Genomic DNA, 13,975 nt, shown 5'->3' on the forward strand with positions numbered 1-13,975 from the left:
AAGAACGAAATCGTTCTTCCCTGCTGCCGTTAATTGATTATATTTTTAGCACCAAGCAAATTAAATATGATTTGTGCGGATTCGGCTCGGGTAGCAATCCCCCGCGGATCAAATATACCTGCCGAACGTCCTTTAATTAATCCAAGTTCGGATGCCTGCTCTACGTATTCCGACGCCCAAGAGGAAATATCCTGTTGGTCATGGAATGTGGCATCCTTATTTCCTTCCGCAGTGCCTTTGTCCAAAAAGGCGCGCATCAACATGGTGACCATTTCCTCGCGTGTGATTTGCGCATTCGGATCAAATTTTCCGCCGCCCTTGCCTGTCACGATGCCCGCATTTGACGCAATTGCGACGGCTTCCGCGTACCATGCATCCGAACTTACATCCGCGAACACCGTACCTCCATCCCCTTCAAGCTTAAGGGCACGCACGAGCAATGCCGCGAATTCTGCACGGGTAACCGCACGGCCCGGCGCGAACGAGCCACCGCCTGTTCCGTTTATGATATGCTTCGCCGCCAATTGTTGAATGACGTCTTTCGCCCAGTAACCGGATGGCACGTCATTATAATTCCATACGGTCTCTATGAGAGCGTAGCTGCCAGGATCATTTGCTTCAAATGTCCACTGACCATTCTCGTAGCTGCCTCCGATATATACCGGTTCACTGTTTGCGTTCAGCTTGTATATACCGGCCAGCTTCGGATTAATGGCAGCATCGCCTTTCAAATGAACAATGACAGGATGAGCGAACGCCGTAAGCTTGGACAGGCCCAAAACAAACGTTCCGGCTAATGTTGCCTGCGTCTGATCCGGAAGGCTTCCCAGCTGCTTAGATGCGCTCTCTTGCGGCAGCCAATCCAAGTCCACTACCATTTGATTGCCTTGCGTTGTACTCTGCTGCCATTGCTTCAGAAGCTCTGCCGGCAGCTCCAGCTCAACCTGCGCAGCCCGGAGAATAATCCGGCTTCCCGCCGGAAGCGACGCGGCTTGAGAAGGAAGCACCACATGCCTGATATCAGCAGGAATCTGTACCACGGCCTTACCGTTTGCCGGCAGATTAGCTAATTCTCCTGCCTTTACCTCATAGGTCTGGGTCGGAGATGTTCCCGTACCTCCATTACCGCCGGTGCCGCCAGTACCTCCTGTACCTCCTGTACCTCCTGTACCGCCATTCCCGCCGTTATTGCCGCCCGTGTTTCCGTCACCGGACTTGGCAGGCACGGTAACCGTAAGACTAATCGTATCCGCAGCCGAGTTATCCGATGTACGCGTTACGGTCAGAACCAAGCTGACCGTCGTCTCTGCGGCAGGCGGAGTAATAACGCCGTTTAATCCAACGACATCCGGATGGCTGCTGCTCTTAATAGCTGCCTGGAACCCCGCCGGTACGGACGGCATGGTCAAAGCTGTCGCGTCTTGTGCGGGGGAAGCTATGGCCGTAATGCCATCCGCCACTTCCTGCGCGGTAAGCTGAGCGGGCTGCTGCGTTCCGTACACCTTCATTTCGTAGATGGAATAGCCCCATTGACCGGATTTTTCCACCCCTTGCATCCGGATATACCGGGCAGCGGTATTCAGGTCAATGATATCCGTACCGCCATTGCTGTTCGTTTCGGTATATACATCCGTCCAGGCCTGACCGTCCGGAGAGGATTGCAGCTTATACCCTTTGGCATAAGAGTCCTCCCAATCGATCGCAACCCGGTATACGTTATAGGTGTTCTGCAAGTCTACCTGAATCCAGTTTGCAGCCGATTCGCTCGCGCTCCAGCGCGTGCTCTTATCGCCGTCAAAGGCTGCGGCAGCTGCCTGCTGGGCGTTTGATGCCGAGGAAGCCTGCGATGGTTTGCCAAGCGCAATATTAGGAGCTTCCTGGCCGTATACTTCCATCTCATACAAGGAGAAGCCCCACTGGCCGGACTTTTCCATCCCTTGCATGCGGACGTAACGTCCAACGGCATCCACCGGAATCTGCTCCCTGCCTCCCTGCGAGTTGGCCTGCTCGTAAATATCGCTCCAATTCACGCCGTCCATCGAGGTCTGAAGCTTGTAGCCTTTGGCATAGGAAGCTTCCCATTGCAGGACGATTTCGTTCAGGGAATAGATGCCTCCAAGATCCACTTGAATAAAGTTGTCCGCGGCTTCGCCAGCTCCCCAGCGGGTTGACGAGTCTCCGTCAAACGCTTTGTCGGCCGTTTGCTGGCCGTTCGATTCGGAGGAAGCACTGGCGGTTTTGCCTTGCGCCAGATTGATTTTGGCCGCGTCTTTAATCGTCATTTGTACCGTAACCGGCTCATTGGCCTTCAGCGGAAGGACGCGCGCAATATTACCGATCGGCGACGTGCGGATTTGCGCGTCATCACTGCTGATCTGCTCGATGCCCGCGCGCTGAATCAGCGTCAGATCCTGGTCAATCGCGGAAGTCAGCTGTACGGTAACCTTACGCTGATTCATATCCCAGCTTAAGTTGTTGATCGTAAATTGGCTTTTGCCGAGGATGCCGGAAATCGAGCCTTTCTTCAAATCTTTCGGCAAGGCCGGCAAAAGCTCCAGCGTTCCCGGCTCGGAGGTTGCCAGCATCTCCATCATGATCGTTGGCACGGAGTTCACGACATCCGTCGCAAAAGTTCCGTGATTGTTATAGTGCGATGTAGCCAAGCTTGTGTAATAATAATCATCCTTCGCGAAACGAAGAAGCTTCGCATTCACGGAATCCGCATCATTCAGATTGGCCGCGATAAGCGCGCCGTGCAATAAGCCGTGACCGGCGTTCTCGTAATTGCCGCCGTCTTTCTTGTTCAGGAAAACTTTAGCCGCGTCATACAAGGCTTTGTTTTTTTCCGGCGTTACCTCTTTGTAAGGCCAGACCGGCATCAGGCCGCTGGAGTGACGATGCTGATAGTTGTTTTTGTTCATCAGATCCGGCCATGCCCATTCAGCCAGCGCTCCGTCGTTGTTAACCAGATACGGAGGCAGATTGTCGAGCTTCTCCTGCCAGACCGGTATTTTGTCCTGATCCTTGCCAAGCAGCTTGCTTGTCTCGATCAGGGTCTCCAGTGCGAAGCGCGCGCCGGAGATATCGTAAACGGAGTTGACGGACAACGGCACTCCGCCAGCAGGCCGGTTCTCAGGAGAGATGGATCCGGCAAAGATATATTTGCCATTACCGTCTTTTTCCACAAGGAAATCTTCATAGAAATCCCCCATGTCGCGGATAAGCGGATAATATTGATTTTCCAGAAAATCCTTGTCGCCGCTAATCTCGTAATATTCCCAGAACGGATACAACAGCCAAGACTCTCCGCCCGTTACGTATTGATACGGATAGTCGAAGTTGATGTTCGAGATCAGCCCTTCGCCGTTAGGCGTATTGCCGCCGGTGAGCATCCCTCTTGTGCCAAGCAGCTTCTCGGCATTCGTTCGGAAATCATTCTGCCACTGTTTGTTCAGGTAGAAGTACCCGGCCATCGCCTCCGGCATATTGCCGATATTGCCGCCGGAAATTTGCAGGTTCAAGTTGGCGTCCAAATGATAGTAACCATCCCAGCCGACGTTGCTGTCCCCCGTCCAGTTGCCGAGCAGGTCAGGCGCGGCCGTCTCGTTGCTAGATCCAAGCAGGTGGTAGCGGCCGGAGTAGAACATTCTCTCGTACAAGGCCGGAATCGGAGTCGCGGATTGCTTCTGCATGGCGAGCAGCTGTTCATTGGACTTCGAGCGGTCTTCCGGGCTTGCGCCGAGATCAAAGGACACGCGGTCAAAAATCTGGCTATGCTCGCTCACTTGACGATCCAGCAGCGTTTCATAATCGTCCGTTATTCCGGACAGCTTGCTTTGCAGCAGCTCCTTATTCCATTCCTGTTCGGCGGGAAGACCGCCTTGGTAAGTGCCGTCGTAACGCTGGGTGAGGGACAGCAGCAGCACATAGGTTGCGCCGGATACCGACACCGCATCGCCTTCCATCACTTTGGTGCCGTCGGTAATGACGCGCGTAACTCCCTCGTAGCCGGCATTATAGCTGCCGTTTGCGTATTTCGCCCGCAGATTAAGGAATTCCGCATTGGAGTTGTTCTGGAACGTAACTCCTTTATTCAGCAGGTTCATGCCCGGATCGATGCTAAGCGCAAGCTTCACGTCCAGCGTCTTGCCTGCCGGTGCGGGCATATACTGAACCGTAACGCCGTCCGGTCTGGATACGAAGGAGTCGCGTTCCCAATCGCCCCGGTCATCCGACCAATTGACCGATACGACTCCGGCGGAATAGTCCGTGGAACGGACATAGTTCGTAATTTCACCGGTGTCCGGCATCGTAATGGTCATCTTGTAGCCAGGATGCTTGCTGCCTTCCCCGCCGTTCTGATAACCCTGAACATCGGCGGCCAGCTGATTCGCTTCCTGGTATTTGCCTTGAATAAGCCAATCCCGGATTTTTTGAATATTTGCCTCGCTTACCGTATTGAAGGTTCTGTTCGGACGGGCTTCCGTTCTGGCCATAAAGAAATCCTTGTCGTCAAAAATAACCGTGTCATTCCGTGGATTGCCGAACACGATTATGCCCTGTTTACCGTTGCCGGCAAGCAAGCCGTCCTCCCAGTCGCCGTAATTCTGAGGATAAGTGGTGGACAAAGCCTTCGTCGCAGGATTGCCGGAGGTTGTAAACGAGCCGGTCAGTCCCTTGCTCTCATTGCCCGCCGCATCTACGGCCGTCACCTTCACCGTATAGGTTTTCCCTGCGGTCAGCCCGTTCAAAGTATAAGCATGCTCACCGGAAGACAAGCTCCCGACAAGCGTTGTGCCCAAATAAACCTTATAGCCGGTTACCGCCTGGTTGTCGACGGCGGACGGCCATTGAACCGCTGCGGAGGAATCCGTTACGGACGTTGCGGCGAGCAAAGCGGCGGAAGGCCACTCCGGCGCGGTATCGGCAGGCTTTACTTTGCCGTAGACTTCGAATTCGTACAGCGAGAGACCCCATTGCGTCGCGGCCTTCACGCCCTGCATCCGGACATACCGGCCTTCCGCGGGCTGATCCAGCTGGATCTCGTCGGTATGATCTCCGGTTACCGAAGCATCGTTCCGGGAATAAACATCCGTCCAGGCGCTGCCGTCTTCCGATACCTGAATTTTATATTCGGAAGCATAAGCCGCTTCCCACATGAGGACAACCTTGTCGATCACATGCGTCTTGCCCAGGTCCACCTGAAGCCAGTTGTCGTCTCCGCCATTGGAGCCCCAACGGGTCGCCGGGTTGCCGTCAAACGCGCGGAACGCCGATCTGTCCTTATCGGGCTGGCTGTTGGTCTCCCCGCTTCCGTCATTGGACTGGGAAGAAGCCGTATAAGCGGAAGGTGCCTTGTTTAGTGCCACGTTAACGGCAACCTCCGGTTCTGCCGGCGTGCCGTAAACCTCGAGCTCGTACAGCGAGTAACCGTACGCGGTCTGCGGCTGAATTCCTTGCATGCGGATATGCCGCGTATCCTTCCTGATTGTGACCGTCTCGTTCCCGCCTCCGCCGGAAGCGGTATGATACGCATCCGTCCAGTGCTCTCCGTCATCCGAGATCTGGATTTTATATTCCTTCGCATAGGCCGCTTCCCACGACAGCACTACCTTCGATACGTTGTATACATCGCCGAGATCGACCGAGATCCATGCGTTATTATCGTTGCTGTGATCCGTAGACCAGCGGGTCGATCCGTTTCCGTCGATGGCCTTCGCTGCAGTATACGAACCGTCTTCATAAGAAGCGGTTACCGTTACGCCCGGCTTAAGGGACAGATTAACCGGCACGTCGACTGGCGGCGCCGGAGGCGTAGGAACCGTCTGCCCTTGAGGCGGCCACAGGACATAAGTATTCGCGCCGTTATGCGCATCGGCGAATGGCCCGGCCATCATATTGCCGGCGTTTACGTCATTGCCGAAAAAGTCGGTCGTAACGTCGGCCGCGATGCTTTCGTTCGCCTCCGGAATAAGGCCCACTCTGGACTGCGTCACCGGGGTCAATCCGTTGATGCCGGAAGCATTCAGATTAAAGCTCAGGCTGAGGTCCGTATTGGTGGCCGTATAGGCAGCATCGGATACGACATTGGTGAAGTTGCCTTCTTTGACATGCGTTTTGTTTGCTGCGTCCGACGGCAGAACGGAGCCCTGCACCAGATTGTTATACCAGAAGAACTTTTGGACGGCATTGACGGAGCTAGTCTCGTTCATCGTGCCCGGCTCGAAATAATAGTTATCCCTGCCTCCGCCGTCAACGTTGATATTGCCGTTATCGATAAACAGATTGTTCGCGAATACAACGCCGGTCGCATCCAGCATCCGGATATCGCTGTTGCCGATAAAGACGTTGTTGTCCACGAGAATCGGCCCGTGAACCGCTTCGGCGTAATATCCCCATGGCGCGTTCATGACGATATTTCCGGTAATGCGGACATTCTGGTTGCCCCAGTCCGTCCAAATGCCTGCCGAGTTGCCGCCTTTGGAGTTTTTGATATAGTTGCCTTTGATGAGGCCTTCGTTCATGTAATGCACTTTGATTGGCGCCGTCTCGGCTCCGCTGAACTCCCCGCGGTAGTTCGTATCCTCGATCCTGTTGTACAGGATGTCGGAATTCCAGGAGAATACGCCGGCGATTCCCGACTGGCCGCATTTGGCGATATAGTTGTTGCGGACGATATGCGAGCCGTACTTGTCGGTATCGTGGAAATCCGTCCGCGTATTGCCCGGTCTGTTGCCTGCCCACTCATCGTTGCCGAGGCCGATATCGATCCCGATCGTACGGGCATTGATAACGATATTATTCTGAATGATCCATTTGAGACCGCCGTTTACGCTGATCGCCCCGGCTTGTCCTCTTGAAGGCACGCCCGGAAAATCGGAATACGTATTGGCCGCATGCTTGACCGTAAAGCCATCCACCGTAATATAGCCCAGGCCCCATGCATCCGGAGCAAAAATTTGCTTGCGCACATTGATTTCGGCAAGCTTCCCGTTGGGATCGGCGCCGTCGAAATTGGCATAAATCGTTGTGGTATCGGCCGAAACCTCGGTATACCAGGTATCGGCCGCCGATAATACGTTGTTTAAGGAAGGCTTCTCGTAATAAGCCTGCTCATTCAAATAAACGTCGCCAGCCGTATAACCCGGAAAGAAATTCCCTTCCCCCCCTTGCGGATGGCGTGTCGAGTACGGATTGTAGCTGCCGAAATAGCTGTTTGGCAGCGTAACGCGCCATACGTCTCCGCTGTAAGGCGTCCAGGAATCGATCTCCTCGGAGCCTTTAATCACGACTTCGCCGTCACCGGCGTTCGTGTAAGTGATGCGGTGCGCTTCGTCCGTACCGCCGCGCGCCGGTTTTACCGTCTCGCGATACAGGCCGGCGTGCACCAGTACGGTGTCGCCCGGCTGCGCCAACTCCGCCGCATGATTAATGGTCAGGAACGGCTCCGCCTCCGTACCTGGATTGGAATCGCTTCCATTTTTCGCCACATGAAGGGTTTGCCCCGTGCTTGAAGAAGGATCGGCCGACACGGCCGGCGGTTTAATCAGAGAACCAAACGCACTCGAGCATAACACGGCGCATAACAGAATTCTGACTAGACTAGAAGCTTGCTTACACTTGAGAATCATACCTGCTTACCCCCTTTCGAATGATCATTATTAAGGCCCTGCAGAACCCCAAGCGGTTACACTTGGGGTCGCATCCAACACTCGGATCCTGCTCCAAGGTTCTTTAGTTTGCTTCGTCCGTCATCGCATCAAGAAGCTCATTAAGCGGAACCGTGGCTAAAGCGATGCTAGTATCGCAGCAGCCGTAGTAGATATAGAGAAGCCCATCGATTACTAAATTCGCTGTCGGAAATACGACGTTTGGCAGAACAAGGCCAAATTTTTCGTAATACGTTTCCGGCTCCATAATCGGTTCCCGCGTTCGCGCGATAACCTTCTTCGGATCCTCCAAATCGAGCAGCAAGGCGCCAACGCGGTAGACCGACCGGGCATCCACCCCATGATACAGCACGAGCCATCCCCGATCCGTCCGGATCGGAGTAGCAGCCGCCCCAATCTTGGTCCCTTCCCACTCCGGATTCTCGGCCACCGCTACCAGCTCAGGCTCTGTCCAGTCGAACAGATTATCCGAATAGCTGATCCACATTCCCGGCGAATTCGTTCCGTATTTCTCTCCTACGTATTGCAACGGCCGGCGGAGAATGGCGAACCGTCCTCCGATCTTTTCCGGGAACAAGGCGTTATCTCTGTCATCGATCTCGGCAGGCGTCGTATAGCTTAGCGGCTTGAAATGGATGCCGTCCACGGACACCGCAATGCCAGAGCGCGTAATCATCGGCTCTACCCCGTTATCCGCCCACTCCGGATAATGCTCCGGATAATAAGCCGGAAGGCCGGTGCCCGTTGGCCAGCAATCAAAGCCATAGGGCTGAAGGGCGTAACACATGTAATACAGGCCATCGATACGGACAACCCGTGCATCCTCCACGCTTCCGCCGGGGTAGCCCAGCATCTCGGCGGTGAACACCGGCTCGTCAAGCACGGGTCTGAAGTTAACGCCGTCTTCGCTTTCGAGCAGTCCGATACAGGTCTGGAACGGCCGAAGCGAGCCCGCGGCTCTCTCGTACATGTAGTATTTTCCGTCGGCCTGCACGACTCCCGGATTAAATACGGCGGCTTTCCTCCAATCCGCGCCTCCCGGCACAACAATCGGATTATTCTCGTGTCTTGTCAGTTTCATTGCTTTCTCTCCCTGTCAGGTCTAAGAGGATAAGGGCGGACAGCCGGCTCATCCTTTAACCGCTCCGGCGGTCATGCCTTGAATAATATTTTTGTAGAATGCCAGATAGACAGCCATGACCGGCAGAATGGACAAGACCATTGCCGCCATTAAGGTCGTATAATCCGACGTGTACTGACCATAGAAATTCGTCAATCCAACCGGCAGCGTCTTGAAGGAATCATGGCTGACCAGCACCAGCGAGAACGGAAACTCATTCCACGTATCGAGGAAAGACAAGATGATAATGGTCGCTATCGCGGGCCTGCAGATCGGCAGCAAAATGCGGGTCATCGTATAGAAGGTTGATGCGCCGTCCATATGCGCCGCTTCGTCCAGCTCGACGGGTACCGTGCGGATAAAGCTTTCGAGCAGAAAGATCGGCAGCGGCAGCCGGATCGCGATATAAGGCAGAAGCAAGGTATAAAACTTGTCATACATGCCAAGCTGCTTGAACTGGAGGAACAACGGTACGATAAGGCCGTATACCGGAATCAGCATCCCGACAATAAAATACGTATAGATCAGATTCCTGCCCTTGAAGCGGAATCTGGACAAGGCATAAGCGGTACAGAAAGACAGAACGACAACGACGATAACCGTCACCGCGCTGTTCAAGGAGCTGCTGATGAAATACTGATACATTTTGCCTTCTACAAATGCCTTGTAATAGTTATGGAACTGCAGCTGATGCGGCAGCGATACCGAATTCAGCATGAATTCGTCCTTGGTCTTAAGCGACGAATAGATAATCCAGAAGATCGGGAAGACGCAGGCAAGCGAGAATACAATCATCACGGCGTTAAATAAGAGATTTCCCGCTCTTCGGAGCAGCAAGGGGAACGACATTAGTTTTTCACCTCCGCCAGCCGCTTGAACAGCAGAATAATGCCGAAGCTCACGATAAACATGCCGATCGTAACCGCGCTTCCGTAGCCGAGCTGCATGCTGCCAAACGAGGTTTTGTAGGCGTATTGCGCAAGCACCATCGAGCTGGTCCCGGGTCCTCCGCCCGTCATGACGTAAATATGGCTGAATACGAGCATGTTGGAAGAAATGCTCAGCATCATCACGACTTTAATCGTATCGTAGATTAGCGGAAAGGTAATATAGATCGCTTTCTTAAAGCCCGTGCAGCCGTCCAGCTCGCTTGTCTCGTATATGTCCTTGGATATGCCGTGAACCGCCGAAACAAAAATCATAAGCGGAATCCCGAGATATTGCCAGATAAGCGGAAGCGTAACGGAATACAGGACGATCTTCGGGTCATCCAGCCAAGCGCGGATGGACGATTCCAGACCTACCGACCGCAATACGGCGTTTAGAATGCCGTAATCATGGCTGTAAATCATCTGCCAGACGAAACCGACAACAACCGCGGACAATACAACCGGAAAGAAAATAACGGTCCGGTGGAACTCCTTCAGCCGCAGCGCCTTCGACATAAAGAAGGTCGTCAGCAAAAATGCCAGCCCCATCTGGATAACGAGAGTAAGAGCCAGAATAATCAGGTTGTTCTTGAACGAATGCCAGAAAAGACTATCCTTCAACAGCAGTTTGTAATTATCCAGGCCAATGAAGTTCTTTGTTGGTCCGCCGGTCCAGTCCGTCAGGCTGTAATAGAAGGATAGAGCAAGCGGGATGATCATAATAAAGGTGTAGATCGCGACGCTCGGAGCCAGAAGGCCAAACAGTCCGAATCTGGATAATTTCATAGAAGGGCTTCTGCTCATGACGAGACTCCTTACTTACAGCGCCTTCCGAAAGAGCGGGCTCACCGGAAGGCGCCATTCTATTAGTTGAGTTAGCTGGCTTTCTCGTACTCCGCTTGAACCTTCTTGGCAAGCTCCTCAGGCGTAACCGCGTTAATGAGGAGTGCCTGCAGATCGGCATTCAGCACGCTGACCAGCGCAGGGCTCAAATAAGAATCATAGATAGGCGTAAATTGCAGCTGCGAAGACAATTCGGCATATTTCACGGCTAACGGGCTTACTTTGCTCTTATCGTAATCCGCTACCTTGAACGCAACCGGCTCGCCTTTCTCGGCAAGACCCTTCGCGAATTCTTCGCCGCTGATGGCCTTGATCACCTTGGCGATAGCGTCTTTCTTGTCGGCAAAGCCTTTGATGCCAACCGCATAACCCGAGCCTGCTCCGCCAGATGTTGCCAGCGCGTTTCCTTTGCCGCCTTCCACGGACGGAAGTACCGCTACATCCGTATTGTCCGCCACTTCTTTTGGTGCGGAAGCGACCGCGCCAATAGCCCAGCTGCCCTCCATGAACATGGCTGCTTTACCATTGAAATACAGCGTTTTCTGCTGATCGTTGTTGATGCTGTTCAAATCGGCGTTAAACGCGCCCTGCTTCGCCAGATCTTGAAGAGCTGTAAGTCCTTTCACAAAATCAGGATCCGTAAATTTGGAACCGGATTTATTAATAATGCCGTTGAACCAGTCCGTACCCGTGAACCGGTCGCCCAGCGCACTGAGAATACAGGATTCCGCAACCCACTGCTCCTTGTTGCCAAGCGCAATCGGGGTTATGCCCTTCGCTTTAAGTTTATCAACCGCGTCCTGCAATTCGGCCCAAGTCTTAGGGAACGAAACAATGCCCGCATCGGCGAAAATTTGTTTGTTGTAATAGATAACGGAAGTCGCCAGCATCGAGAACGGTACGCCGTAAGTATGACCGCCGCTTGTCAAATCATTAAAAGCAGTTGGCAGGAAGCCATCCTTCCACGCCGTATCGGCACTCAGCACCTCATCCAGCGGAGCGGCCGTTTCGTTTTGCGCGAACATCGCAAGCTCCGAGCCTTTGCTGATAAAGATATCCGGGAGGTCGTTGGAAGCCGCCAATGTTTTCAGTTTCGTATAGTAGGCGTTCTGGTCTCCAATCGATTCTTCTTCGACGATAATATCCGGGTTATCCGCCTGAAACTTGGCCAACTGCTCACGTACCGTAACGGCTACGTTCTCGGTGCTGTCCTTTGCCCACATGTTCATGAATTTGACTTTGACCGGCTCCTTGGCCGGGGTTGTTGAACCCGAGGCTTCTTGATTGTTTCCGTTTACTGCCGGCGAAGCCGAGGAGCTATTGTCTGTGTTGTTTCCCCCGCAGCCAGCGATTAAGGACATTCCCAAAGTTAGTGCCGCTACTGACATCCCCGCTTTGTTCCAACGTTTAGATTTCATGACGCCCTCCTGCTATTCTCTCGAATTTGTAACCGGTTATCTTGTGCACGTTTCTAATTGTACATAGGCCATTTAGTTTTCGACAGGTGACGATTTTATTAAAATGTCTGCGATTTACGCGGAAACGCGCCAATGGCGGAAATACGCCCAAAATCCCTTTGCCAAACGAAAAACAGGCGTTTATATTAAGACTCAAAGCATATCGACTCTATTTATTAGATGTAGCAATCACAACTTTCGGAGGTCTTATGATTAAACGACGGTTCTTCAGCCTGCAGCATAAATTCATGATCTTCTCGCTCTTGATTGTCCTTATCCCCCTTGGTTTTGTAAGCGGATTCTCTTATCTCCAATCAACCAGAATCATAGAAGACAAAGTCAGCCTCTCCAACTTAAAAACCGTTCAGCAGATTGGGGAAAGCATTAACTTCTTCTTCAATGACATGAACAATTCGGCTCTGAATCTATGGCAGAACAGAGAGTTTATGAATTACTTCATGCTTTCTTACAGCCAGGTGGCGGGCTCCCGGAACTACCTGCTGTCTGCCCAGAACACGCTGAACCGTTTTGCCGTATTTCACACCAATATTTACTCGATTTATGTAAAAGGAATGAACGGACTCGAGTTCGATTCGGCCAGCAGCACCAACGTGATCACGCCGGAACTGCAGAAGCAGATGTTCGACCTCCGGGGCGAGGGACAATGGATCGCCGATGAGATTACGCAATACAACCATACGCCGCTAAAGGTTATCTCTTATATCAAAATCCTTAAAAATATTGATAAAATCTCTACCGATCTTGCTCTGATCAAAATCAATATCGATGAGCAGGAGATCTCCAATATTTACAAGGATAAGCTGCTCAGCGGCAGCAGTGAATTTTTTATTATCGATGAGAACAAGAGAATTATTTCGTCACTGGACCAATCCAAGATCGGCACAACGATGGACAGCAAATACGATGATCATAGGCTTTATCAGCAAAACAGCAGTTATTTCAAAGCATCCTTGAACGGCAATCCGTATATCGAAACCTATTACAATCTGTCGCGTCCAGGCTGGAAGCTGGTCAATCTGGTACCTATGAATGAGCTGTCAAGCGATACGAAGCTGATCCGGAACGTCACGATTTATGCTGTCTTAGGGAGCTTCATCCTCTGTTCGCTTATGATCATTCTGTTTTCGCTCAAGGTGCTCAGTCCTCTCAACCGGATCCGCAGATCCATGAGAGCCATTGAGGATGAGAACTTCAACGTGAACATTCCCGTAAAAGGCAACGACGAAATCGCGCTCATCAGCCGAAGCTTCAACCGGATGTCGAGGCGTCTCGATGAGCTGATCAACGAGGTGTATGCCGGACAAATCAAGCAGAAAGAAGCGGAGCTTAAGGCACTGCAGGCTCAGATTAATCCGCATTTTCTCTATAACACGCTGGATACGATCTACTGGATGGCCCGCATGGAGAAGGCTTATGAAAGCTCGAAGCTGGTGCAGGCCTTATCCAAGCTGTTCCGTCTCGCCCTGAATAGCGGCAATGAGCAGACAACGGTCGCTAGCGAAGTCGAGCATCTCAGATCCTATATTCTGATTCAGGAGAAGCGGTTCGAGGACTGTATCCTCTTCGACATTGACGTCGAACTCGAGACTTTGGCCTGTAGGACCGTCAAGCTGGTTCTTCAGCCGCTTGTCGAGAATGCGATCCATCATGGAATAGAGAAAAAAGGAAAGAGCGGCACTGTACGAATCACGATTAAACGCGAGGACAAGGAGCTTGTGTACCGGATTACCGATGACGGCGTTGGCGTAGAGGAAGCCGATATCACTTCGCTGCTTCAGCAGGTGAAGGACGACAACCGGGGATTCGGGATCAAGAACGTCAATGACCGAATTCAGCTTATTTGCGGTCAGGAATTTGGTCTTGCCTTCCATACTTCGCCCGGCAACGGAATGACCGTTATCGTCAGACAACCGTTTACAACTTAGGAGGATGAGG

The 13,975-nt window shown here is 52.6% G+C and carries 6 protein-coding genes; 1 reads left to right on the plus strand and 5 read right to left on the minus strand.

The annotated features are described in order from the left end of the window. Positions 1–29 precede the first annotated feature (29 nt). The 5 genes from PJDR2_RS33640 to PJDR2_RS25540 all read right to left on the minus strand — a co-directional run bounded on the left by PJDR2_RS33640 (position 30) and on the right by PJDR2_RS25540 (position 11,980). On the minus strand, positions 30–7,631 hold the full coding sequence (locus PJDR2_RS33640; RefSeq protein WP_015846625.1) for a discoidin domain-containing protein: 7,602 nt from the start codon (positions 7,629–7,631) through the stop codon (positions 30–32). Between the two features lie 103 nt (positions 7,632–7,734). Next, a complete protein-coding gene (locus PJDR2_RS25525) occupies positions 7,735–8,751 on the minus strand; it encodes a glycosidase (RefSeq protein ID WP_015846626.1) in 1,017 nt (338 codons plus the stop codon). A gap of 48 nt (positions 8,752–8,799) precedes the next feature. After that, complete coding sequence (locus PJDR2_RS25530; RefSeq protein WP_015846627.1) at positions 8,800–9,639, minus strand: carbohydrate ABC transporter permease; 840 nt, start codon at positions 9,637–9,639, stop codon at positions 8,800–8,802. After that, the gene (locus PJDR2_RS25535; protein ID WP_041614656.1) at positions 9,639–10,505 is read right to left on the minus strand and encodes a carbohydrate ABC transporter permease; all 867 of its coding nucleotides are present in this window, start codon (positions 10,503–10,505) and stop codon (positions 9,639–9,641) included. Before PJDR2_RS25535 ends, PJDR2_RS25530 begins: the two co-directional genes overlap by 1 nt. An 89-nt stretch (positions 10,506–10,594) precedes the next feature. Next, positions 10,595–11,980, minus strand: a complete 1,386-nt coding sequence (locus tag PJDR2_RS25540; RefSeq protein WP_015846629.1) for an extracellular solute-binding protein — start codon at positions 11,978–11,980, stop codon at positions 10,595–10,597. 248 nt (positions 11,981–12,228) lie between these two features. On the opposite strand from PJDR2_RS25540, the gene PJDR2_RS25545 reads away from it, so the two are divergent. Further along, positions 12,229–13,965, plus strand: a complete 1,737-nt coding sequence (locus PJDR2_RS25545) for a cache domain-containing sensor histidine kinase (RefSeq protein WP_015846630.1) — start codon at positions 12,229–12,231, stop codon at positions 13,963–13,965. Positions 13,966–13,975: the final 10 nt, after the last annotated feature.

This window comes from Paenibacillus sp. JDR-2 (assembly GCF_000023585.1).
GTDB lineage: Bacteria > Bacillota > Bacilli > Paenibacillales > Paenibacillaceae > Pristimantibacillus.

What these genes read in the sequence shown, in the direction of transcription:
- PJDR2_RS33640 (WP_015846625.1), bottom strand. Translation starts at nt 7,631, where the DNA reads ATGATTCTCAAGTGTAAGCAAGCTTCTAGTCTAGTCAGAATTCTGTTA.
- PJDR2_RS25525 (WP_015846626.1), bottom strand. Translation starts at nt 8,751, where the DNA reads ATGAAACTGACAAGACACGAGAATAATCCGATTGTTGTGCCGGGAGGC.
- PJDR2_RS25530 (WP_015846627.1), bottom strand. Translation starts at nt 9,639, where the DNA reads ATGTCGTTCCCCTTGCTGCTCCGAAGAGCGGGAAATCTCTTATTTAAC.
- PJDR2_RS25535 (WP_041614656.1), bottom strand. Translation starts at nt 10,505, where the DNA reads ATGAAATTATCCAGATTCGGACTGTTTGGCCTTCTGGCTCCGAGCGTC.
- PJDR2_RS25540 (WP_015846629.1), bottom strand. Translation starts at nt 11,980, where the DNA reads ATGAAATCTAAACGTTGGAACAAAGCGGGGATGTCAGTAGCGGCACTA.
- PJDR2_RS25545 (WP_015846630.1), top strand. Translation starts at nt 12,229, where the DNA reads ATGATTAAACGACGGTTCTTCAGCCTGCAGCATAAATTCATGATCTTC.